The sequence below is a fragment of the Paraburkholderia fungorum genome, assembly GCF_902833645.1.
In the GTDB taxonomy this organism is placed as follows: Bacteria; Pseudomonadota; Gammaproteobacteria; order Burkholderiales; family Burkholderiaceae; genus Paraburkholderia; species Paraburkholderia fungorum.
Genome location: NZ_CADFGE010000002.1, coordinates 662,643 through 686,140, shown reverse-complemented (window position 1 = coordinate 686,140; position 23,498 = coordinate 662,643). Strand labels below are relative to the sequence as shown.

Annotated in this window: 24 protein-coding genes; 14 read left to right on the top strand and 10 right to left on the bottom strand. The window is 62.4% G+C overall.

The annotated features are described in order from the left end of the window. Positions 1-8 precede the first annotated feature (8 nt). A complete protein-coding gene (locus tag HWX91_RS09780; RefSeq protein WP_028194939.1) occupies positions 9-3,194 on the top strand; it encodes an efflux RND transporter permease subunit in 3,186 nt (1,061 codons plus the stop codon). Positions 3,195-3,207: 13 nt separating this feature from the next. Then, positions 3,208-4,842 (top strand): efflux transporter outer membrane subunit, encoded by a 1,635-nt coding sequence (locus HWX91_RS09775; protein WP_028194938.1) that lies wholly within the window; start codon positions 3,208-3,210, stop codon positions 4,840-4,842. Positions 4,843-4,856: 14 nt separating this feature from the next. On the opposite strand, the gene HWX91_RS09770 is transcribed toward HWX91_RS09775, so the two are convergent. Further along, complete coding sequence (locus tag HWX91_RS09770) at positions 4,857-5,024, bottom strand: hypothetical protein (protein WP_156034502.1); 168 nt, start codon at positions 5,022-5,024, stop codon at positions 4,857-4,859. A gap of 216 nt (positions 5,025-5,240) precedes the next feature. Here HWX91_RS09770 and HWX91_RS09765 point away from each other — a divergent pair, with 216 nt between their 5' ends. The 6 genes from HWX91_RS09765 (at position 5,241) to HWX91_RS09740 (ending at position 12,088) form a co-directional block, all read left to right on the top strand. After that, on the top strand, positions 5,241-6,089 hold the full coding sequence (locus HWX91_RS09765; RefSeq protein ID WP_028194937.1) for a MetQ/NlpA family ABC transporter substrate-binding protein: 849 nt from the start codon (positions 5,241-5,243) through the stop codon (positions 6,087-6,089). 83 nt (positions 6,090-6,172) lie between these two features. Beyond that, the gene (locus HWX91_RS09760; protein WP_028194936.1) at positions 6,173-7,579 is read left to right on the top strand and encodes an LLM class flavin-dependent oxidoreductase; all 1,407 of its coding nucleotides are present in this window, start codon (positions 6,173-6,175) and stop codon (positions 7,577-7,579) included. 13 nt (positions 7,580-7,592) lie between these two features. Next, complete coding sequence (locus HWX91_RS09755; protein ID WP_028194935.1) at positions 7,593-8,750, top strand: methionine ABC transporter ATP-binding protein; 1,158 nt, start codon at positions 7,593-7,595, stop codon at positions 8,748-8,750. Further along, positions 8,743-9,399 (top strand): methionine ABC transporter permease, encoded by a 657-nt coding sequence (locus HWX91_RS09750; RefSeq protein WP_028194934.1) that lies wholly within the window; start codon positions 8,743-8,745, stop codon positions 9,397-9,399. The genes HWX91_RS09755 and HWX91_RS09750 overlap by 8 nt, the downstream gene beginning before the upstream one ends. Positions 9,400-9,495: 96 nt before the next feature. Then, entirely contained in the window at positions 9,496-10,698 is a 1,203-nt protein-coding gene (locus tag HWX91_RS09745; RefSeq protein ID WP_028194933.1) for an acyl-CoA dehydrogenase family protein, read from the top strand. Between the two features lie 61 nt (positions 10,699-10,759). Then, positions 10,760-12,088: an Nramp family divalent metal transporter gene (locus HWX91_RS09740; RefSeq protein WP_028194932.1), complete on the top strand. Its 1,329-nt coding sequence runs from the start codon at positions 10,760-10,762 to the stop codon at positions 12,086-12,088. Positions 12,089-12,297: 209 nt separating this feature from the next. On the opposite strand, the gene flhC is transcribed toward HWX91_RS09740, so the two are convergent. The 7 genes from flhC to HWX91_RS09705 form a co-directional block, all read right to left on the bottom strand. Next, positions 12,298-12,867: a flagellar transcriptional regulator FlhC gene (gene flhC, locus HWX91_RS09735; protein ID WP_028194931.1), complete on the bottom strand. Its 570-nt coding sequence runs from the start codon at positions 12,865-12,867 to the stop codon at positions 12,298-12,300. A gap of 14 nt (positions 12,868-12,881) precedes the next feature. After that, positions 12,882-13,202, bottom strand: coding sequence for a flagellar transcriptional regulator FlhD (gene flhD / locus HWX91_RS09730; RefSeq protein ID WP_028194930.1), 321 nt, complete (start codon positions 13,200-13,202; stop codon positions 12,882-12,884). Between the two features lie 521 nt (positions 13,203-13,723). Further along, positions 13,724-14,947, bottom strand: coding sequence for a YeeE/YedE family protein (locus HWX91_RS09725; RefSeq protein ID WP_028194929.1), 1,224 nt, complete (start codon positions 14,945-14,947; stop codon positions 13,724-13,726). A 30-nt stretch (positions 14,948-14,977) separates the two neighbouring features. Next, positions 14,978-15,541, bottom strand: a complete 564-nt coding sequence (locus tag HWX91_RS09720) for a GNAT family N-acetyltransferase (protein WP_028194928.1) — start codon at positions 15,539-15,541, stop codon at positions 14,978-14,980. Positions 15,542-15,627: 86 nt separating this feature from the next. Continuing rightward, a complete protein-coding gene (locus HWX91_RS09715; protein WP_030100247.1) occupies positions 15,628-16,506 on the bottom strand; it encodes a helix-turn-helix domain-containing protein in 879 nt (292 codons plus the stop codon). Positions 16,507-16,761: 255 nt separating this feature from the next. Continuing rightward, positions 16,762-17,064, bottom strand: a complete 303-nt coding sequence (locus HWX91_RS09710) for an addiction module antidote protein (protein WP_028194927.1) — start codon at positions 17,062-17,064, stop codon at positions 16,762-16,764. Further along, the gene (locus tag HWX91_RS09705) at positions 17,061-17,432 is read right to left on the bottom strand and encodes a type II toxin-antitoxin system RelE/ParE family toxin (RefSeq protein ID WP_028194926.1); all 372 of its coding nucleotides are present in this window, start codon (positions 17,430-17,432) and stop codon (positions 17,061-17,063) included. The genes HWX91_RS09710 and HWX91_RS09705 overlap by 4 nt, the downstream gene beginning before the upstream one ends. Positions 17,433-17,724: 292 nt before the next feature. On the opposite strand from HWX91_RS09705, the gene HWX91_RS09700 reads away from it, so the two are divergent. From HWX91_RS09700 to HWX91_RS09675, 6 genes are all read left to right on the top strand, one after another. Beyond that, positions 17,725-18,093, top strand: coding sequence for a nuclear transport factor 2 family protein (locus HWX91_RS09700; protein ID WP_028194925.1), 369 nt, complete (start codon positions 17,725-17,727; stop codon positions 18,091-18,093). A 28-nt stretch (positions 18,094-18,121) separates the two neighbouring features. Further along, complete coding sequence (locus HWX91_RS40645) at positions 18,122-18,484, top strand: hypothetical protein (protein WP_042274102.1); 363 nt, start codon at positions 18,122-18,124, stop codon at positions 18,482-18,484. A gap of 27 nt (positions 18,485-18,511) precedes the next feature. Next, complete coding sequence (locus HWX91_RS09690) at positions 18,512-18,976, top strand: RbsD/FucU family protein (protein WP_028194924.1); 465 nt, start codon at positions 18,512-18,514, stop codon at positions 18,974-18,976. 24 nt (positions 18,977-19,000) lie between these two features. Continuing rightward, positions 19,001-19,408 (top strand): VOC family protein, encoded by a 408-nt coding sequence (locus HWX91_RS09685; RefSeq protein ID WP_028194923.1) that lies wholly within the window; start codon positions 19,001-19,003, stop codon positions 19,406-19,408. 131 nt (positions 19,409-19,539) lie between these two features. Further along, the gene (locus HWX91_RS09680) at positions 19,540-19,971 is read left to right on the top strand and encodes a DoxX family protein (RefSeq protein ID WP_028194922.1); all 432 of its coding nucleotides are present in this window, start codon (positions 19,540-19,542) and stop codon (positions 19,969-19,971) included. A 64-nt stretch (positions 19,972-20,035) separates the two neighbouring features. Continuing rightward, complete coding sequence (locus tag HWX91_RS09675; RefSeq protein ID WP_028194921.1) at positions 20,036-20,308, top strand: hypothetical protein; 273 nt, start codon at positions 20,036-20,038, stop codon at positions 20,306-20,308. Positions 20,309-20,352: 44 nt separating this feature from the next. On the opposite strand, the gene HWX91_RS09670 is transcribed toward HWX91_RS09675, so the two are convergent. Both HWX91_RS09670 and HWX91_RS09665 read right to left on the bottom strand, forming a co-directional pair. Further along, positions 20,353-21,873 (bottom strand): MFS transporter, encoded by a 1,521-nt coding sequence (locus HWX91_RS09670; protein WP_028194920.1) that lies wholly within the window; start codon positions 21,871-21,873, stop codon positions 20,353-20,355. Positions 21,874-22,032: 159 nt separating this feature from the next. Then, complete coding sequence (locus HWX91_RS09665) at positions 22,033-23,334, bottom strand: MFS transporter (RefSeq protein WP_028194919.1); 1,302 nt, start codon at positions 23,332-23,334, stop codon at positions 22,033-22,035. Positions 23,335-23,498 lie beyond the last annotated feature (164 nt).

Below are 23,498 nucleotides of genomic sequence, written 5' to 3'. Positions count from 1 at the left end.
AGCTTCCAATGAACATATCCAAATTCTTCATCGATCGACCGATCTTTGCCGGTGTGCTATCGGTATTGATCCTGCTGGGGGGCATTATTTCGCTCTTCAAGCTGCCGATTTCGGAGTACCCGGAAGTGGTGCCGCCTTCGGTGGTGGTGCACGCGCAATATCCGGGCGCCAATCCGAAGGTGATCGCCGAGGCGGTCGCCGCGCCGCTCGAGGAGCAGATCAACGGCGTCGAGAACATGCTGTACATGCAGTCGCAAGCCAATAGCGACGGCAATCTCACGCTGACGGTGACCTTCAAGCTCGGCACCAATCCGGACCTTGCGACGCAACTGGTGCAGAACCGCGTCAACCAGGCGCTGCCGCGCCTGCCGGAAGACGTGCAACGGCTTGGCATCACGACCATCAAGAGTTCGCCTACGCTGACGATGGTGGTCCACCTGATCTCGCCGAACAATCGCTACGACATGACGTATCTGCGCAACTACGCGCTGCTCAACGTCAAGGACCGCCTGGCGCGAATTCAGGGCGTCGGCGAAGTGCAGTTGTGGGGTTCGGGCGACTACGCGATGCGTGTCTGGCTCGATCCGCAGAAAGTCGCACAGCGCGGTTTGACGGCGACCGAAGTGGTCAACGCGATCCGTGAGCAGAACATTCAGGTGGCAGCCGGTGTGATCGGCGCATCGCCTTCGGTACCGGGCACGCAATTGCAGTTGTCGGTGAATGCGCGTGGCCGTTTGAAGACTGAGGGCGAATTCGGCGACATCATCGTCAAAACGGCGCCGGATGGCGGCGTCACGTACCTGCGTGATATTGCGCGTATCGAACTGGCGGCGTCGGAATATGGCCTGCGTTCGCTGCTGGATAACAAACCGGCGGTGGCGCTCGCTATCAATCAGGCACCGGGTGCGAACTCGCTGGCGATTTCCGACCAGGTCCGCTCCGCGATGAAAGAACTGGCGGAAGATATGCCGGCCGGCGTCGAGTACAAGATCGTCTATGACCCGACGCAATTCGTGCGTTCGAGTATCGAGGCGGTGATCCACACGCTGCTCGAAGCAATCGCGCTGGTGGTGATCGTGGTGATCGTGTTCCTGCAAACGTGGCGTGCGTCGATCATTCCGTTGATTGCGGTGCCGGTGTCGATTGTCGGTACGTTCTCGTTGCTGCTCGCATTCGGCTTCTCGATCAACGCGTTGTCATTGTTCGGGATGGTGCTGGCCATCGGGATCGTGGTGGACGATGCGATCGTGGTGGTGGAGAACGTCGAGCGGAACATCGAAAATGGGCTCAGTGCGCGCGATGCCACCTATAAGGCGATGCAGGAGGTGAGCGGGCCGATTATCGCAATCGCGCTGACGCTGGTCGCCGTGTTCGTGCCGCTCGCTTTCATGACCGGCTTGACCGGGCAGTTCTACAAGCAGTTCGCGATGACCATCGCGATCTCGACGGTGATCTCGGCGTTCAACTCGCTGACGTTGTCACCGGCTTTGTCCGCGATGCTGTTGCGCGGTCACGGCGCCAAGGAAGACTTCCTGACGCGCCTGATGAATCGCGTGCTGGGCCGCTTCTTCAAGGGCTTCAACAAGGTCTTCCATCGCGGCTCGACGGAGTATGGCCGTGGCGTGAAGGGCGTGTTGCGCCGTAAGGGCGCGATGCTCGCGGTGTACGCGATCCTGCTGGGCGCAACGGTGCTGATCTCGCGCGTCGTGCCGGGCGGTTTCGTGCCGGCGCAGGACAAGGAATACCTGATTGCCTTCGCGCAATTGCCGAACGGTGCGTCGCTGGATCGTACCGAAAAGGTGATCCGCGATATGAGTTCGATCGCCTTGAAGCAGCCGGGCGTGGAAAGCGCAGTGGCCTTCCCGGGTCTGTCGGTGAACGGCTTTACCAATAGTTCGAGCGCGGGCATCGTGTTCGTCACGCTGAAGCCTTTCAAGGAGCGCGGCAACAAGAAGCTCTCGGCCGGTGCGATTGCCGGTGCATTGAATCAGCAGTATGGAGCGATCAAGGACTCGTTCGTGGCGGTGTTCCCGCCGCCTCCGGTGCTGGGTCTCGGTACGCTCGGCGGCTTCAAGATGCAACTGGAAGACCATGGTGCGGTGGGTTACGCGGAGCTGAACAAGGCCGCGGAGGCATTCGTGAAGAAGGCGGCGCAAACGCCTGAACTCGGACCGACGTTCTCCAGCTATCAGATCAACGTGCCGCAACTGAACGTCGACCTGGATCGCGTGAAGGCCAAGCAGCTCGGCGTGCCGGTGACAGACGTGTTCAATACGATGCAGATCTATCTCGGCTCGCTGTATGTGAACGACTTCAACCGCTTTGGCCGCGTGTATCAGGTGCGGGTCCAGGCCGATGCGCCGTTCCGTCAACGTGCCGACGACATCCTGCAACTGAAGACGCGTAATGCGGCTGGCGACATGGTGCCGTTGTCGTCGCTGGTGACGGTCACGCCTACGTACGGTCCGGAGATGGTGGTGCGATACAACGGCTACACGGCGGCCGACATCAACGGTGGTCCGGCGCCGGGTTACTCGTCGGGCCAGGCGCAAGCGGCGGCTGAACGCGTGGCGGCGGAAACCTTGCCGCACGGTGTCAAGCTCGAATGGACCGACCTGACGTATCAGCAGATCATCGCCGGCAATGCGGGTTTGTGGGTGTTCCCGATCAGCGTGCTGCTCGTGTTCCTCGTGCTGGCCGCGTTGTACGAAAGCCTGACGCTGCCGCTCGCGGTGATCCTGATCGTGCCGATGAGCGTGCTGTCCGCGCTCACCGGGGTTTGGCTCACGGGCGGCGACAACAACATCTTCACGCAGATTGGCTTGATGGTGCTGGTGGGGCTGTCGGCGAAGAACGCGATTCTGATTGTGGAGTTTGCGCGCGAGCTGGAGCATGACGGGCGCACGCCGCTGGCGGCGGCGATCGAGGCGAGCCGGTTGCGTCTGCGGCCGATTCTGATGACGTCGATCGCTTTCATCATGGGTGTGGTGCCGCTGGTGCTTTCGAGTGGAGCGGGTTCGGAGATGCGTCACGCGATGGGTATCGCGGTGTTCTTCGGCATGCTCGGCGTGACGCTGTTCGGCCTGATGCTGACCCCTGTGTTCTATGTGGTGCTGCGTACGTTGGCGGGCGGGACGATTCACGTCGCGCAGAAAGACGCACCGCATCTTGGGGCGCCGTTGACGGACGCCTGAGGAGAAAATAAAAATGAATCGCTTTGAATCTTTAGGCGGGTGGGGCCGGGCGGCTGCCAGCGGTTTGCTGGTGGCGTTGCTCGCGGCCTGCTCCGTGGAGCCCACGTACAAGCGGCCGGAGGTGGATACGCCGGCTGCGTTCAAGGAAGCGCCGGTGGCTGCCTCGGGTGCGTCCGCTACGTCGGGTACATCGGCTACGTCAGCCGCATCGCCGCAGGACACGGGTACCTGGAAACAGGCGCAGCCCGCCGACGACGCGCATCGCGGTGACTGGTGGACGATTTTCGGCGACCCGCAACTCAACGCGCTGGAAGAGCAGGCGGCTGCCGCGAATCAGGATCTGAAGGCGGCTGCGGCCCGCGTGCAACAGGCGCGCGCGGTGACCCAGGCGGCGAAATCGGACTGGTTCCCGAAGCTCGACGCGGGCTTCGGCCCGACGCGTGAACGGGCATCGGCTGCCTCGCAGTTCCAGCCGGATAGCGCGGGCGGCACGACCGGCACGATCTGGCGTGCCCAGGTGGGCGCGTCGTATGAGACCGATCTGTTCGGGCGGGTCGGTTCGAACGTGAATGCGTCGCGTGCCGACGAGCAGCAAACTGAAGCGCTGTTTCGCTCGGTGCAGTTGTCGTTGCAGGCCGACGTCGCGCAAAACTACTTTCAGTTGCGCGAACTCGACACGGATCAGGATCTGTACCGCCGCACCGTGGCGTTGCGCGAAGACACACTGAAACTGATCGAGCGCCGTTTCAAGGAAGGCGATATCGGCGAACTGGATGTTTCGCGCGCTCGCAACGAACTGGCAAGTGCGCGTGCGGACGCCGTGGGCGTGGCGCGTCAGCGCGCGGCCTCCGAGCACAGTCTCGCGATTCTGCTCGGCAAGCCGCCGGCGGATTTCTCGTTCCCGGAAGCGCCGCTCGTGCCGGTGACGGCGCGCGTGCCGGCAGGTTTGCCTTCGGCACTGCTTGAGCGTCGGCCGGATATTTCGGCGGCGGAGCGGGCAATGATGGCGGCCAATGCGCGGGTCGGCCTCGCGAAATCGGCATTCTTCCCGAAGCTCGATATCACGGGTGGGGCTGGCTTTGAATCGGCGACGCTGGGCGATCTGTTCATGTGGTCGAGCCGTGCGTTCATTCTCGGGCCGTTCGCCGGTACCGCGCTCACGCTGCCTTTGTTCGACGGTGGCCGCCGCAAGGCAAACCTGGCGCAAGCGCGTTCGAAGTACGACGAGGATGTCGCGCAATACCGTCAGCAGGTGCTGGTGGCGTTCCGTGAGGTCGAAGACAATCTGGCCGATCTGCGCTTGCTCGACGATCAGATACGCGAGCAGAACAACGCGGTCGAGGCATCGCAGCGTGCGGCGCATCTGTCGCGCACGCAGTACACGGAAGGCGCGGTCAGCTATCTGGATGTGATTGACGGCGAGCGGCAGGTGCTGCTTACGCAACTGCAGGCGAGTCATTTGTCGGGTACGCAGGCGGTGGCGACCGTCAATCTGATTCGCGCGCTAGGCGGTGGCTGGGGCGATGCGAAGCCGGCGGGCGATACGGCGGTGGGCGCGGTTGCGCCGGCGTCGGGTGCGATCGCCGCATCGAGCAACTCGGTTTCTGGTTCTGCTTCAGCGCCGGTGGATCAGGTGGCGAAGCGCTAGGGTCGGCTTCCGGTTTACTGGTCGATGAGGAACGCCGGGTCGCGCTTGCCAAAGCGCGGCCCGGTGTTTTTTTGCTTACGGAGTGAGTCGATGTACGCGCGGGGTGCGCCGCTCCAAATCATTTTTCCCGCTTTCCTTCCCAAAATCCGTTCGTAGACCGCCGGTTTCGCGCCGTCTATCATGATTCGCACCTCATCTGGAGAGAGGCGATGACCTGTCCAACCTGCCGCTGTCCGCGCTGATCCGCTCGCGCGCTCTATTGCCGCTGCGCGCCGGTTAAACCGCGCGTTGCGGATTTCCGTTATCCGTTTGCCTGGCCGATTCCGGCGCGCCTGCCCGCGTGCTGTGGGATCGGCTCGTCCCGAAACACGCCACGCCACAACGCTAAAGAGCTCACCATGCCCATTTCCCTCTCCGCCGTGCAGCGTTTTTTCCGCGCGCCCGCGCTGACGCTGAGCGGTGTATTCAGTGTATTCGGCGTCGCGCTGACCTTGTTTGCCGCGCCGGCTTCCGCGGCGGATACCCCGACGCTGAAAATCGGTATCGCCACCAGCCCGCAAATCGAAGCGCTCAAAGTGGCCGCGCGCGAAGCGAAGGAGCAGGGGCTGGACGTGAAGATCATCGAGTTCACCGACTGGAATACGCCGAACGCGGCCCTCGCCAACAAGGATATCGACGTCAACTATTTCCAGCACATCCCGTTTCTCGAGAACGCAAAGAAGCAGGGCGGCTATAACTTCGTCGCGATTGCGCCAGGCACGATCATGAAGATCGGTCTGTACTCGAAGAAGATCAAAAGCTTCGATCAACTGAAGGACGGCGCCACCGTCGCCATTGCCAACGATCCGGTCAACGGCGGCCGCGGTCTGTTGCTGCTGCAACGCGCCGGTCTTATCAAACTGACGCCGGGCATCGACTATCGCGCTACGACGCTTAACATCATCGACAACCCGAAGCACCTGAAAATCGTCCAGCTCGAAGCATCGCAGCTGGCGCGCTCGCTCGACGATGTCGATCTCGCCCAGGGCTATCCGAGCTTCATCAAGCTCGCGGGCACCACCGATCCGAATAGCGCGTTGCTGTTCGACGGCGTGGAAAACAAGAACTATGCGATTCAGTGGGTTGTGCGCCCGGAAAGCGCAAACGACCCGCGTATCCGCAAGTTCATCTCGATCTATCAGCATTCGCCCGCAGTGCGCGCGGCGCTCGATAAAGCCTTCGGCGATCTTTACGCCGTCGCGTGGTAAGGCGCGCGATTCAGTTGCGTAACAAGGCTGCGAAGGCTGCGAAGGCCGCGCGGCCAGCGTCAAATAGAGCAAGGAGCCACACGATGGCGAAGAAAAAGATTCTGCTGAACGCGTTCAACATGAATGCGGTTGGCCATATCAACCATGGTTTGTGGACGCACCCGCGGGACCGTTCCGCACAGTACACCGACCTCGATTACTGGACGAGCCTTGCGCAAACGCTTGAGCGCGGCAAGTTCGACGGAATCTTTCTGGCGGATATCGTCGGCGTGTACGACGTTTATCAGGGCGGTCCGGACACGCCGCTGCGTGAATCGGTGCAGATTCCGATCAACGATCCCTCGCTGATCGTGCCGGCCATGGCGCATGTGACCCAACATATCGGCTTCGGCGTCACGTCGAATCTGACTTATGAGCCGCCGTACCTGTTCGCTCGCCGTATGTCGACGCTGGATCATCTGACCAAAGGGCGGGTGGGCTGGAACATCGTTACCGGCTATCTGGACAGCGCCGCGCGGGGCATGGGCCTCGCGCAGCAGATCGGTCACGACGATCGCTACGACCGCGCGGACGATTACATGGAGGTGGTCTACAAGCTGTGGGAACAAAGCTGGGAAGACGACGCCGTGGTGCGCGATCGCGCGGCGCGTATCTTTTCGCATCCCGGCAAGGTGCATCGGGTGAAACACGACGGTCCGTACTATTCGATCGACGCCATCCATCTGAGCGAGCCGTCGCCGCAACGCACGCCTGTTCTCTATCAGGCGGGTTCGTCGAGCCGGGGCGTCGATTTCGCGGCGCGTCACGCGGAATGTGTCTTTGTCGGCGGGCAGAACAAGCAGCTTACGCGCTCCATTGTCGACGACATCCGGGCGCGGGCGGTGCGCTTCGGCCGTGCGCCTGACGATATCAAGATCTTTGCCGGCATTACCGTTGTAGTCGGCGAAACAGAACGCGCCGCACAGGAGAAGTTCGAGGAGTACCGGCGCTATGCGAGTGCCGAAGGCGGCATCGCGCACTTCTCCAGCTCGACCGGCATCGACTTCTCGCAATACGCGCTGGATGAACCGATTTCATATGTGAAGACCGAATCGATGCAATCGGCCGTTGAAGCAATTTCGAAGAAGAGCGTGAGCGGCGTGTGGACCAAACGCAAGGTGCTCGAACAGATGACGCTCGGCGGCCGCGCGAAGCCCGTGGTCGGTTCGCCTCAGCAAATCGCGGATGAGTTGATCTCGTGGATAGAAGAGGCAGGCGTGGACGGATTCAATCTGACGCGTACTGTCATGCCCGAATCGTTTGAAGACTTCGTGGATCTGGTGGTGCCGGAGTTGCAGAATCGCGGCGTGTACAAGGAAGACTACGACCCGGCGCCCACGCTGCGCGAAAAGCTGTTCGGCGGCGGCCGTGCGCGATTGCCCGACGTGCATGCCGGCGCGCAGCATCGGCGTCGTGCGCAAACCGATGCACCGTCCACCGTGGACGCCTGAGAGGAACGCAGCCATGGCTAATCTTTTCGACGTGCCGCAGTTCATTGAAGACGCCCCATCCCGCGGCTTGAATCGCGTTGCGCCTGACACCGCGCAGCACGCTGTCGTTTTCGACAATGTGGGCAAGCTTTTCGCCAACACGCGCGGTGTGTCGACCGCGGCGCTTTCGAACGTCACGCTGAAGGTGGCGCGCGGCGAGGTGTTCGGCATTATCGGGCGCAGCGGCGCAGGCAAATCGACGCTGCTGCGGCTCGTCAACGGTCTGGAAAAACCGAGTTCCGGCGCGGTTCGCGTGAATGGCGTGAGTGTCGGCGAACTCGACGAACGCGGGCTGGTTACGTTGCGCCGGCGCATCGGCATGGTGTTCCAGCATTTCAATCTGCTCTCCGCGAAAACGGTGCGCGAGAACATTGCGTTGCCGCTAAAGATCGCCGGCGCGCCGAAAGCCGCGATCGACAAAAAGGTCGATGGGTTGCTCGATCTGGTCGGTCTTTCCAGCAAGCGCGACGCTTATCCGGCGAGTTTGTCCGGTGGGCAGAAACAGCGCGTTGGAATCGCGCGCGCGCTCGTGACCGACCCGGACATCCTGCTATGCGACGAAGCGACGTCCGCACTCGATCCCGAAACGACACAGGCCATTCTCGCGTTGCTGCGCGATATCAATCAGCGGCTCAAACTGACCATTGTGCTGATCACGCACGAAATGCAGGTGATTCGCGAGGTCTGCGATACGGTGGCGGTGATCGAGCGCGGCGAAGTGGTGGAGACCGGTTCCGTGTGGCGCGTGTTTGGCGACCCGCAGCATGACGCAACGCGCGCGTTGCTGCGTACCCTGGTGCACGATCTGCCTGCGGATCTGGCCGCGCGCGTCAAACCGTTGCACGAAATTGCGCAAGCGGATGCACGGATTCTGCTGGACGTGCGTTTCACCGGCAGCGATGCAAGCGAGCCCGACCTCGGCGGATTGACCTCCGCATTGAGCCTGGAAGGAGGGCGGGTGAGCTTCGTGCATGGTGGCATCGACCGGATTCAGGGCCATGCGCAAGGACGTCTGGTGGTGTCGGCGCAAGTGCGCGCGAATGCGGACGGCACGGTGCAAACGCAGATTGCGAACTTGCTGGAACGCGCACGTCGCTATGCCAATCATGTCGAGGTGCTCGGCTATGTCTGATCTCTGGCTTTCGGAGCTCGCCGATGCGATCCGCGACACCATCGTCATGGTTGGTGTATCTGCCTTCGTCGCGGCACTGGTCGGCATTCCACTCGCCCTGGTGCTGGTCACCACGACACGAGGCGGGATCTTTGAAAAACGCGTAGTGAACAACACGCTCGGCGCGCTCGTCAATGCGTTTCGCTCCACGCCGTTTATCATTTTGCTGGTTGCGCTGCTGCCGCTCACGCGTTTGCTGATCGGCACGACGATCGGCGTGTGGGCCGCGATTGTGCCGCTCAGTATCGCGGCCATTCCATTTTTTGCACGTGTGGCCGAAGTGAGCCTGCGTGAAGTGGACCGCGGCCTGATCGAAGCCGCGCAGGCAATGGGCGCGCAGCGCCGGCATATCATCTGGCATGTACTGTTGCCCGAGGCGCTGCCAGGCATTCTCGGCGGCTTCACGATTACGGTGGTGGCGATGATCGGCTCCTCCGCAATGGCGGGCGCGGTGGGCGCCGGAGGTCTCGGCGACCTGGCGATCCGCTACGGTTATCAGCGTTTCGATACCACGGTGATGGTGACCGTAATCGTGTTGCTGATCGCGATCGTGACCGCGGTGCAATTTCTGGGCGACCGCTTTGTCCGGCGGCTTGCGCAGCGCGCATGATGGCGGCGTGAAGATTCTCGCGAATCCGATCGAGCTCGAGTTGGTCGCACGGATAAGCCATGCGCTGCTCGCCAAACTTTTTCACGTGGACATTCAATGAACGAACCTCGTTATCCCGAGGCGCTGCAAAACTTGCCAACCGACGCCGCGCCCGTGGTACGCGATCTCGCCGGCTTGCTCAAGGCATTGCGTGCCAGTGCGGCTCAGCGCGACCGCGACGGCGGCCACGCCGCGCAGGAAAAACAATGGATCGCCGACGCCGGTCTGCTGACGCTCGCCGTGCCGCGTGAACTCGGCGGCCTCGGTGCGCGCTGGCCGGAGATCTACGAGACGATCCGGCAGATCGCGCGAGTCGACAGCGCGCTCGCGCATCTGCTGGGCTTCACGTGCCTGCAGGTGGTCAGCGTCAATGTCTGGGGCAACGCGGAACAACGTGCCCGCTACCTGAGCGGCACGGTGGAGGGGCGCTGGTGGTGGGGCAATGCGGTCAACCCGCTCGACACGCGACTCGTTGCTGGCGCGACCCGCGACGGCGGCTATCGCCTCGACGGGCAGAAAGGATTCTGTTCGGGCACGCGCGGCTCGCACATGATGACGGTTTCCGCGCTCGATCCGACTACGGGCAAAGCAGTATTCGCCGTGGTGCCGACCACCCGCGAGGGCATTACCGTTCACGAAGACTGGAATCCGATCGGCCAGCGGCAAACGGATAGCGGCAGCGTCTCCTTTGCATCCGTGCGGGTCGAGCCGCATGAAGTGCTGGCGCGGGCCGACACGCCCTACGCAAGTCTGCGCACGCTGATCTCGCAGCAGGTGCTGACCAATCTGTTCGTCGGCATCGCGCAGGGTGCGCTCGAGGAAGCTCGCGAGTACGTCACGCAATACGGCAAGCCGTGGATCTCTTCCGGCGTCGACCAAGCTACCGACGATCCCTACCTGATCCAACGTTTCGGCGAGATGCGTCTGCAGGCGGTAAGCGCGGAAGCGCTGGCAACGCGCGCGGCCTACGCACTCGAAGACGCATGGCAAAAGGGCCCGGCTTTGGATGCCGAAACGCGCGCCCGCGTGGCGCTCGCCACCTCGGAGGCAAAAATCGTCGCGCATCGCGCCGCGCTCGACGTCAGCGAGAAACTGTTCGACGCCTGTGGCGCGCGCGCCACGCATGCACCGCTCGCACTCGACCGTTTCTGGCGCAACGCCCGGGTGCATACGCTGCATGATCCGCTCGACTACCGCGTGCGCGACGTCGGCCGCTACGCATTGAGCGGGACATTGCCGGAGGTTTCTTTGTACACTTGAAGCGGTTCGCGGCGGCCGGTATGAGGCGTCGCGTTTTATTCCTCTTCAAGAGACCACCGGATTGCAGTTCAAATTACCGACTACCGCCACGGCGCCGTTCTGCCCGTCTGAAGTACAAGGCACGGTTGCCGTTTCGCAAGGCGCGCCGTTCTGGAAAAAAATCCTGCAATTCGCCGGCCCCGGTCTGCTGATTTCGATCGGCTACATGGACCCGGGCAATTGGGCCACGGATATCGAAGCGGGTTCGCGCTACGGCTACAGCCTGCTGTTCGTCGTAATGCTGTCGAGTCTTGCGGCGATGGCGCTGCAATGCCTGAGCATGCGTCTGGGCATCGCCACCGGGCGCGACCTCGCCGAGTTGTCGAGACTGCGCTATTCGCCTGGCGTCGCCCGTTTTCAGTGGCTGCTCGCGGAACTCTCGATCGTGGCCTGCGATCTGGCAGAAGTGCTCGGTGGCGCATTGGCCTTTCACTTGCTCTTTAAATGCTCGCTGACCACCGGCGTGTTGCTGACCGCGTTCGACACGCTGATCGTGCTCGGCCTGAAGGGCAAGAATTTTCGTGACCTCGAAGCGATTATGCTCGGCCTGATTGCGACGATCGGCGTGGGCTACATCATCGAACTGGCGCTGGTGCAGCCGCATTGGCCGTCGGTTGCGCAAGGGTTGATTCCTTCGTGGCAAGCGCTCAGCAACCGCGAGCCGATGTATCTGGCGATCGGCATTCTCGGTGCGACTGTGATGCCGCACAACCTGTACCTGCATTCGTCGATCGTGCAGACCCGTGCGGTCAAGCGCGATCCGGCCAGCATCAGGTCGGCGATCGGCATGTCGCGCATCGACACGATCGTCTCGCTGGTGATCGCGCTGCTGATCAACATGGCGATCCTGATTCTCGCGGCCGCTGCGTTCCACGCGACCGGCCACAATCAGGTTACCGAAATCGAAGACGCTTACAAGCTGCTGGCGCCGATCGTCGGTACCGGCTTTGCCGCGGTATTGTTCGCGATCACGCTGCTGGCGTCGGGTCAAAGTTCGACCTTTACCGGCACGGTGGCGGGGCAGGTCATCATGGAAGGCTTCCTGAAGCTGAAAATTCCATGCTGGCAACGGCGCTTCATCACGCGGGCGCTGGCCTTGATTCCGGCGCTGATCGGCGTGCAGATGATGGGCAACGGCGCGGTCGGCAAACTGCTGGTCGCAAGCCAAGTGGTGCTGAGTCTGCAACTGCCGTTCGCACTTTATCCGTTGATTCGCATGACCAACGATCGCTCTCTGATGGGCGAATTCGCCAACAGACTGCCGACGCGGCTGCTCGCCTGGTCGCTGTTCGTAGTGATCAGTGCGGCGAACCTGTGGCTGGTGGTGCAGACGGTCGGTCTGGTGGGTTGAGGCGGCCGCCAAGAAGGCGGCTGCGGCGAAACCTGAGGCTGCGACTGATGCGGCAAAATCAGGAGGCAACAAGTGGCGGCCGAGCGGAGCCTGGCGGCCGCCGTCGGGCGAAAGCCAAATAAAAAAGGTCCGCGTGTTGGTGGCGGACCTTTTTCCTGGGGGCTTCCGTTCGAATCAGGCTGGACCGGCCCTCATCGATTCAATCCGATTCAGGCGGCTTGCGCGATCTGCGCTGCTTCGAGCGCTTCCTGGCGAGCGGCCGCGGCCTTCTTGGTCTTGCCGGCGCGCGATGGCGGTTGGCAGGCGCCACACACCACGTTGTGCTGCAGATCGTGCTTGTGCGCGACAAACTTGCCGGTGCAACGGCAGCATTTGGTCAACTGCAGGATGTTGGCGTCGAAGAAACGCACCAACGTCCACGCACGCGTCAGATCCAGCACGGGTTCGGTTTCGCTGTGCTGGCAATGTTCCAGATACAGTCGATACCCTTTGGTCAGCGCGTCCAGATGCGAGCAACGTGCTTCGTTCTTCAGGAACAGGTACGTGTTGTAAAACAACGACGCGTGGATGTTCGCCAGCCACGTCATGTACCAGTCCGCCGAGAACGGCAGCATGCCCTTGGGCGGCGATACACCTTTGACCTCGCGGTACAGGCGGATCATGCGGTCGCGCGAAAGCGTCAACTCGCTTTCGAGTACCTGCATGCGCGCGCCGAGTTCAATCAGCGCGATGGCGCGAAATACTTCTTGCGCGTCTTCCGTCAGGCTACGCTTGAGCATCGCGGTCACCTCGATTAAGCAAACTGCTCAGCAGGCTGGCCTGCAAGCAGAATCGCCGCGTGAGTCGGTGCAACTGCTGCGTGCTTCGTCGTTTGCGTCAACGCCGACAACATCGAGTGGTCGTTGAAGCGGAAGAAGCATAAAAGCTGATCGGAAGCGGCCAGCTTGACGATCTGCGCTAGCGACAGCCCAGCAAGCAAATCAGCCAGTTCCGACGACAGTCCCAGCCGGAACATGCCGACCGGTTTGTCCTCACGCAACATACGTTGCGCGAGCATGATGTAAGACAAGTTGATCTCGCGGATTGAATCCAGCGTCTCGCTGCTACGGTCCATTTTCTGTGTTTCCGAAGCCCCGAATTACTATGTCGGCTTTTTTTGCCGTTATGTCTTTTGTGCCTCACCGGAAACGTTGTCCTCCGGCTACGTGTCACCACCTGATACAGATGGCGACCTTTTGATACATCGCGTTACATTTCGTAACAGCTTGGGACGAATTGTATGAAGGGTAAAACGAGAAATCAATCCCCTCTCAAAAAAATATCTCAAAAAAATGCATCAAATTTCGGTAACTCTTTCACGGCGCTGTAATAGAGGATGCATAGCGGATTTTTTGCCGCCTGAGAATTTCGTCTAATCCATGGAAACCCTTGTGTGCCGGGCTTCAGACTTATTCATCTGAGTAATGGCGCGCGGCTGGCAGGGCGCCGCAAAAATCTGGACGAATCAGAAAGGAAATAGAAAGCGAGATCAATTAAAAGTAATAAATACCGTTCGTCGACGCCGCTATGGGGACAAATCAGAGATGTAACAGGTTGGTGCGGCCCCAGTTACAAACGAGGCCGCATTTGTAACTTCTAGCAACCGTTTGCGCGCATCCGCTCGACTTCGAGGCCGAACACCGGGCGCAGGCGGGTGCCGAGCACGTTGCCGGCGAAGGCGGCGACCAGCCATAGCCAGCCATGCAAGCTGCCTGACACGATGCCGCTGAAATAGGCGCCGATGTTACAACCATAGGCCAGACGGGCTCCATAGCCGAGCAACAGGCCGCCGACTACCGCCGCGATCAGCGAGCGGGCCGGGACTTTCCAGACCGGTGCGTAACGGCCGGCAAGCGCCGCAGCCGTCATGGCGCCGAGGATGATCCCGATGTCCATGACTGTGGTGACGTCACGCGTAACAGGGGCAGCCAGCGCGCCGGCGTTGGCATGAGCGGCCCAATACGGCCAGTTGGCCACGTCGATACCCAGTGCGGCGAATAGCTTGGCGCCCCACAGCGCGAACGCCGACGTCACTCCCCAGGGACGGCCGGACAACGCGAGGGTTGCGAAGTTGAGTAACACCAGAGCGATTGCGCCGACAAGCAGCGGCCACGGGCCGTGCAACCAGCGCGACGCATGGGGCGCGCGTGGCGGCTCGTCGAGCAGCCGGCCATGACGGCGCCGTTCGACCACAACCGTGAGCGCCGCGATCACGGCGAAAACGGCCAGATTCAGCACGATGGCCCAGCCCGCGCCGAGCGCGCTGACCAACGAAAGCGGTTTGAGCGATGGCAGCGCGGTCCAGAACGGCATGTGCGCGGTCGCGACAACCGAGCCAATGACAAACGCGGCCAGCGTGACGATCATGCGTGTACTGCCGCCACCCACGGTGTACAGCGTGCCGGACGCGCAGCCACCGCCCAGCTGCATGCCGACGCCGAACATGAAGGCCCCGACCAGCACCGACGTGCCGGCTGGCGCGACCAGGCCGACTACCGGCCGGCCGAACAGCGTGCCTGCGGCGAGCACCGGGAAGAACAGCAATACGCCGAGCGCCAGCATCAGCATTTGTGCGCGCAGACCGGCGCCGCGGCCGTCGGCGATAAAGACCCGCCATGCGGAGGTAAAGCCGAACGCCGCATGGTAAAGCGACATACCCAGCAGCGCGCCGACGATATAGAGCGCCGCCTGGCGACCGCTGACGGTTTGCGCCAGATAGACAGCGCCCAGCGCGATTAGCACGAGCGCGGCGCCAAGCGGCCTTGGATTGATGTCGAAGCGACGTGGTACGCGTGGAAGCGAAGTGGAGAAATCGGACATGATGTTTGAATGACGAACGGCAGATAATTGTTACACGAAGCGTGCCATCAGATCGGCATCGTGAAACACCCCGTTGACGTTCAGCGCATCGATCTCGCAGCCATACCTGCGAAAGCCGAGCGACTCATAGAGTTTGCGTGCCGCCTCATTCTGGCTATTCACGATCAACTGAATTTGCCTCAGGCCTTCTACTTGCGCCGCCCGTTCCAGCAACGCATTGAGCAAAGCACGCCCGACGCCGCGACCTGTCGCTTCCGGCGCGACATACATGCCGATGACAGAGGCCTTGTGCTGTTCCTTGTCGCGCTGGCTGCGCAGCAAGCCGACCACGCCGATCAACGGCGCATTGACCGGTGCCGCGTTGACTGCCGCATTGACTGCCGCATTGACTACATAAGCGCCGAGCAGAAAATCGCCTTTGGCCGCGCGCGCGCCTTGCAACATCGCGTCATGCTGCGAAGCGCCCTTGGCCAGCGCTTCTTCATAGCCTTGGCCGAACGACTCCGGATGGGCTTTCAGACCGCGCAGGCGAAGCTGGAAATAAGCGTCGCGGTCGGCCGGACCAAGTTGGCGGATCAGTACGGCGCTGTTCATCGAGTGCGTCTCTCCATGTGATCTGAATGGCGCCGCAAGCGCTAACAACGCCGCGTTCGATGAGGCGCCGCGGTCCGCTGTGCCTGCTAAGACTTCCCGGCTTCGGCCTTTTGCGTCTCGGCGCGCTGACTTTCGGCAAACTCGCGCAGGGCCGCCGCGGTTTGCTGGTCGGCGGGAAAGAACGCTTCAATGGCAAGTTCCGATAGCGTTACATCTACCGGCGTGCCGAATACCGTGGTTGTGCTAAAGAACGATAACTCGCCGATTGGCGTGCGCAGACGCAGCGGCACGGCGACCTGGTGACTCGCGGTCTCGTCGTGGCCGGCTGCTTGCGCACCGGGCGGAGCAGGGTAGGCGGCGAGCTCGTCACGCAGCGCGCTCAGCGTTTCGTCACCGCTCACGTCGATTTGCCGCTGCAGTCGGGACAGCGCATGTGCGCGCCACGCATGCCAATTGACGATCGACGCTGCGATGCCTTGCGGATGCAAGCTCAGCCGCATTGCGTTGACTGGCGGCTTCAGCAGTTCCGGGCTTGCGCCTGCAAGCAGTGGCGCAAGCGCATTGTTCGCGGCCACGATGGTCCAGTGACGGTCGATCGCGAGGGCCGGATACGGCTCATGACCTTTGAGCACCAACTCGACTGCCTCGCGCGCCGCGGCCAGTTGTGGGTCCGTAAGAGGACGTTCGCGGAACAGCGGCGCATAACCCGCCGCGACCAGCAGCGCGTTGCGCGCACGGAGCGGCACGTCGAGCCGCTCGGCGAGGTGCATGACCATTTCCCGGCTGGGCACCGCGCGGCCTGACTCGACGAAGCTCAGATGCCGCGTTGAAATTTCGGCTTCGGCGGCGAGCAGCAACTGGCTCATTCTTCGCCGCTGCCGCCATTCGCGCAGCAGATCGCCGACCGTGCGGCTTGCCGTCGGAGCGTTCGACGGGATGGTTTGCGCAAGAGAGAGTGTGTTCATGCTACCGATGATAGCCAAAGCGCGTTAGCAATCCATTACCTGGCAGGTAATGGAATACCACGGATTATCGGGGAATACACGGGAATATCCGGGAAAGCGTAGGCGCATCCGCGCGCTCACACACATCCACGCACCCACGCACCCACGCACCCACGCACCCACGCACCCACGCACCCACGCACCCACGCACCCACGCACCCACGAATCGCAGCCCATTCAGCGCGTTGCCCCAGTCAAGGACACGGCGGGTGCGAATCAGGCGTGCGCCACACCTTCCGGTACGGCATTAAGTTTGACGCCCAGTGCGCGCAGCAGTTTGAACACAGTATCCATGCGCGGTTTGGAGCCCGGTGCGAGCGTTTTATAGAGGCTTTCGCGCCCGAGCCCGGCGTCGGCCGCGACCTTTGCGATGCCGCGCGCTTTTGCGATATCGGCGATCGCGGCGAGCAGGACGTCGGCGTCGCTTTCTTCCAGGGCTGCGTTGAGATATTCAGCGATCATCTCTTCGCTATCGAGGTAGTGCGATGCATCGAACCGTGCGGTTTTGACTTTGCTCATGACAGTTCCTTTCTGATTGCTGCCCACATTGCTTTGGCGTGTTTGATGTCGGCCGCCTGCGTGGACTTGTCGCCTCCGCAGAGCAGCAGGTACACCATTCGCCCTTCGCGCGCGAAGTAGACCCGGTAGCCGGGACCGCTATCAACGCGCATTTCGGATACACCGTCCTCCAGCAGCTTTACGTCGCCGAAATGACCTCGCTCCGCACGCCGGACCCGCACCAGGATTTTTGCCCTCGCTCTCAAGTCTGCGAGGCCCGCAAGCCAGCTGTCGAATTCCTCGGTGCGATTGACCGTGTACACAGGAGGTGAGCCGATCTGTTGAGAAGTGTATCCCCATGGATACGGTTTTGCAAGAGTAAAAACCATATTGAAAAAGCGGCTCGTGTCCGCACCCGTTCAGTTCGTCACATGCCGTGCGTCCACGCCGCGCGGCCCCCCATTTGCTTCACGAGGTTAGCGGCTGACGCCGCTCCTGACGATTCGGCCGGATGGCCAATCCGGCAGGAAAAAACACGGCTCTTCCCCTCCGTGCATCCGGATGCTTACCTCTCACGTAATCGACGCGCCGCGCCCGAGGCGCCAATCTGTGTTCCGAGCCCGCCGCATACAACGTGTCTGCCTGGCGTAGTGCTCAGTCATGCCAACCAAGGAGTCTGAGATGAATGCGCATACCGATCTGATCGACCGTTATTTCGACGCATGGAATGAAACGGATGCAGTGCGCCGCCGCGAGTTGATCGCCGCGACGTGGGCCGCCGATGCCGACTATCGCGATCCGCTGCTGGCGGGGGCGGGTCACGACGGCATCGACGCGATGATCCGTGCGGTGCATGAACGCTTCCCGCATCACACGTTTCGCCGCACGACCGAGGTCGACGGTTTCGCGAACCGCCTGCGGTTTTCGTGGGCACTGACCACGCCTGCGGGCGAAGCGATCGTCAAGGGTTCCGACTTCGGCCTGCTCGATACCCATGGGCGGCTGCAGGCGGTGACCGGTTTCCTCGATCAGGTACCGGCCGCTACCTGACAACACGCGGTTTTTCACGGAGACGATCATGCACGAGTCCGCTGCCGCCACGGTTCCTGGTACGGTCCTCACGTTCGCGCGCCTGTCGGGCGCGGTCAACGCGCTTTCCAGCGCGATCGCAGGCTTCGCTCTGCTGGCTGGCACGCGCGCGTTCACCTTCACTGCGTTGCTGGCCTGGCGCGAGCCGGTGTTGGGCGGCGCGGGTCTCGTGCTGCTCGCCCTGGTCGGATGGCTGCGCTGGAGCGTGTCAACGGAACGCCGCTCACCGCATCGCGCGGCAAGGCTGAATGACCATAAGCCACCGGCAACGGACCGTGCGCCGCGGTCTTGCTACAATCGATCGCGACGTGCTACAGGGACACTACCGGGACAACCCGTTCGGCCTGGCTAGCCACCAATCAGACCACAAGGAGACACCGTGCTGAAGAATCTGGACCCGCTGCTGAATGCCGACGTGCTGCATGCGCTCCGCTCAATGGGACATGGCGACGAACTGGTTGTTTGCGACGCCAATTTTCCGGCCGCTTCGGTCGCAGAGGAGACGGTATTGGGCAAGCTGCTTCGCCTCGATGGCGTGAATGCACCGCGTGCGATCCGCGCGATTCTGTCGGTGATGCCGCTGGATACATTCATCGATCGTCCTGCCTCGCGGATGGAAGTCGTGGGCGAGCCCGATACGATGCCGGCTGTTCAGCGCGAAGCGCAGATCGAGATCAATGCGGCGGAAGGGCGCGAGGTGCCGTTCGCTTCGGTCGAACGTTTCGCATTTTATAAACGGGCGCGCAAAGCCTATTGCGTGATCGCGACCGGTGAAGAGCGCGGTTACGGCTGCTTCGTTTTCACAAAAGGTGTTTTGCTCGCGCCGGATGCGCCGCAGCAATAACACTTCGTCACGGCGGTGGGACCCATGAGCTTCTCGATAGACAGTCTCGATCATCTCGTTCTGAATGTCGCTGACGTGGAAGCCAGCGCGGCCTGGTACGCCCGAATGCTCGGCATGCGGCGCACCGAGTTCGAGTCGCGCACCGGCACGCGGGTGGCAATGACCTACGGCAATCAGAAGATCAATCTGCGTCCGGCGGATGCGGACACGGTCGCGTGGTTCACCGGGCGTGAGGCGGTGCCGGGCAGTGCCGACCTGTGCTTCGTCACTAGCGCGAGTCCCGCCGAGGTCAAAGCCCATTGGCTCGCCGAGGGTGTTGAGATCGAGGCAGGCCCGGTTGAACGCGACGGCGCGCGCGGCAAGATGACGTCGGTGTATTGCCGCGATCCGGACGGCAATCTGATCGAAGTCGCGACGTATCCTCGAGCGTAGACAAGCGAATTGCGCCGTTCACGCCGGCCCGCGCTTGGAAAAGGCGGGCAATGCACATGTTACCGGATGCAAAATAGGGAACTGCGGCCGCCTGGCCGGGTCTGCTGCTTATTCATTTACAGGAGCCCCTCATGACGCGTCCCGTCGATTCCGGCGTGATCCTCATCGCGCGCATCGCCCTTGCTGTGCTGTTTTTGTGGGGCGGCGTGATGAAATTGCTGGGCTACGCGGGCTTTGTCAGCTATCTGCATTCGAAGGGGGTGCCGTTCGTTCAGGTCGCCGCGCCGATTGCCACCGCTGTCGAGGCGCTCGGTGGTTTGCTGCTGATCGTCGGCTTCAAGGTGCGCCCACTCGCGCTCGTCATGGCCGTCTACACTGTGGCAACCGCCGTGCTGGGCCACGATTTCTGGAACGTCACGGATCCCGCGTTGGAACGCGATATGGTGATTCACTTCTGGAAGAACATTGGTATCGCCGGCGGTTTCCTGCTGCTGTTCGTGACTGGAGCGGGCGGTATCAGTATCGACGGCGCGCGATCGCCACGCCGGGGACTGAATCTCTAGTGACGCGGTCGGCGTAGTCCGTGTCGGTCGCTTTCGATTCTGGCTGTAATCAAGGGAGTAAATAATGATTCAAAGTTTTGAGCAAACCATTGGCGGCAAGGTCACCCAGTTGTGCGCAAGTCTCGGCGAAGGGCCTACGCCGCATCGCGTCATCATCAGCCTTGCCGATTCGGCGAAAACCTTGGTGGTTCTGGATGCATCGGGTCTGATTGGCACGATCAAGGCCGAAATCGAACAGCCGGAAAAGCTGATCGCGGACGCGATCGCGAAGGCGCAAAACGAAGGGCTGATCGAGCGTGCGATCGACACCGGCGCGATTCAGGAAGCGTCGCTGTAAGAGTCGCACAGTCGCGCAGTCGCGCTGATCGGATCATGATCTGATCAGCGCGAGTCAGGCACTTGCCCTCGGCCGGTCTTGTGAGGCATGGAAGCCGGCGCGTGCGGTTGCGGATGGACAAGGCAGGCCATGATGCCGGCCATCGCCAGCAGGCCGACCGAGATCGCTGTCGCGGCCTGCATCCCCGTGACGATCTGTGCGGCGGCCGCGCCGCTCGCCAACGCGCCGAAGGCGGCGACACCTACAGCGCCGCCTGCTTGCCGGGCAGTATTGAGCACGGCGGACGCCGTGCCCGCGCGCGTGGCTTCAACGGAAGCCAGCACGGCGGTGGTCATGGCCGGCACCGCAAGCCCCATTCCCGACGGAATAAGCAGGAACGGCAGCAGCAAGCCGGCCAGAGGCGTGGACGCTCCGACGAAATGCAGCAGGCCATAGCCAAGCCCCGCCGTAATCGCGCCGGCAATCATCGGCACGCGTACGCCAAACCGTCCGACCACCCAGCCGCTCGCCACATTCGAAATCAGGAAGCCGCCGGTCAACGGCAGGAAGGCGAGGCCCGCCTGCAGCGGGGTGTAGCCGCGCACGCGCTGCAAATACAGGCTCAGCACGAACACCATGCCGTAGTACGTCAGGTTCACGCAGATGCCGAACAGCACCGCCGCATTGAAGGTGCGCTTGCTGAATAGCGAGAGCGGCAACATCGGCGCCGCGACGCGCGATTCCACCGCGATAAAGGCAGCCGTGGCGATTAGCGCAAGGATGAAACCGCCGGCTACCAGCGGATGGCCCAGCCCCAATGGCCGCCATTCGATCACCGCGGCGACGAAGGCGGTGAGCGCGACGATCGCCAAGGCCTGACCGCTCAGGTCGATACCGCGCGGGCTCGCTGCGCGTGCTGTTCCTGCCTCGGTCGCCGCATGAATTCCGGACGATGCAGCAGCGTTGGCCGCCGCCGTTTGCCGTGTTTCGTTTCGCGCGGGCTCAGAGCGGGGCACCCAGAGCAAAGTCGCCAGCCAACCGGCTGCGCAAATCGGCAGATTGACGAGAAAGATGCTGCGCCAACCGAATGCCGCAATCAGCAGACCGCCGACCACCGGCCCGGCCGCGATCGCAATCGCACCCGCGGCAGTCCACAGGCCGACTGCGCGCGCCCGGAGTTTCGGATCGTGACCGTATGAGCGGTTGAGCAGCGCCAGCGAGTTCGGCAACATGGCAGCCGCGCCGATGCCCTGCACCGCCCGCGCGGCCACCAGCATGGGCGCGCCGAGCGCCAGGCCGCAGGCGAGCGACGCGAGCGCGAACAGCACGATACCGGCCGCGTACATGCGCCGGATGCCGAGCCGGTCGCCGAGCGCGCCCGCCGACAGCATCAGCACGGCGAACGCGAGCGTGTACGCGTCGACGACCCATTGCAGCCCCGCGACATTCGCATGCAGGTCCGCACCGATTTTCGGCAGTGCGATGTTGACGATCGTGACGTCGAGTTGGGTGACGACGAAGCCGACGCTGACCGTCGCAAGGATGCGGCCGAGAGCGGGCGAGGGGGGCGTGTGGGAAGAGTTCATGAGCTGAATCGTAGGCCGATGCAGCACGCGATGTTTCGGTCCGGCGTGAAGTGTGGATGTCGCCGGAACCGCCCAAACCGCCGAAGCCGCGGTAAAAGCGTGGCGTGGAGACGATCGAACAACGGCGCGCTATTCGCGCGCCGTTGTGGAGTCGCTCGATTAGCGCGCTGGCGGCGCGTCTTTGATAAACAGCGTAGTCAATGCCCCGAGAATGCAGATCGCGCCGACATAGAGCGGCGCCGCCATCGGGTTCGACTTCATCATCAGCGAAACAGCGATCGGCGTCAGGCCGCCGAACACCGCATAGGCGACGTTGTACGAGAACGAGATGCCCGAGAATCGCACGACGGGCGGGAACGCCTTGACCAGCACGAACGGGATCGCGCCGATCACGCCGACAAAGAGACCGGCCACGGCGTACAGCGGCACCAGCGCCGAGCTATCGACGGCAAGTTGCTGGAACATCACGTAGTACGTCACCGCCAGCGCGAGGCCGCCGATGAAAATCGTGCGCCCCGCGCCGATCCGGCCGGCGATCGAACCGGCCATCACGCAACCTATCGTCAGGCACAGCGTTGCCACGCAATTCGCCAGCAGCGCGGTGGCCGGCGCGATATGAAACTGCTTTTGCAGCAGAGTCGGCGTCATCAGAATGACCACGACGATCGCCGCCGACAGCATCCACGTGAGCAGCATCGACACGATCACGGCGCGGCCATGGTCGCGTAAGACGGCCTTGAGCGGCACTTCCGCGGCGATTGCCTTGCGTTGCTTGAGTTCGGCGAATACCGGCGTCTCATGCAGCCAGCGGCGCAGATAAACCGAGAACATGCCGAATACCCCGCCCACCAGGAACGGAATGCGCCATGCGTAGGCGGAGATTTCCGCCGGTGCGAAGTTGCGATTCACCGCCGCGGCGATCAGCGAGCCGAGCAGGATGCCCGCCGTGAGACCGGCGGTCAGCGTGCCGCACGCGTAGCCCACGTGCCGTTGCGGTACGTGCTCGGAAACGAATACCCATGCGCCCGGCACTTCGCCGCCGACCGCCGCGCCCTGCATCACGCGGAACAGCAGCAGCAAGACCGGCGCCATCACGCCGATGCTCGCGTAGGTCGGCAGCAGGCCCATCATCAGCGTCGGCACCGACATCAGCAGCACGCTCAGCGTGAACATGCGCTTGCGGCCGAACAGGTCGCCGAAGTGCGCCATGATGATGCCGCCAAGCGGCCGGGCCAGATAACCTGCCGCGAAGATCCCGAAGGTCTGCACCTGACGCAGCCAGTCCGGCATCGCGGCAGGGAAGAACAACTGGCCGATCGCCGGCGCGAAGAATACGAAGATGATGAAGTCGTAAAACTCGAGCGCCCCGCCGAGTGCGGCGAGGCCGAGTGTCTTGTAGTCGCTTCGCCCAAGAGGGCGTGGGGTGACAGCCTGCGCTCCACCCAGATTTGTCGCTTGCATTGCTTGTGTTTTGTGTTGAATTGGGAGCCACACGTAGCGCGTGGAAAATCGGCGGTCGTCGGGCGAGAAGTGTGGCAAGCGCTGGGTAGAGCACGGGACACCGGCGCGCCGCCCGGATAGGGCTAGCGCGATGACGACTGGGGCCAGGCTGGGGATTTTACAGG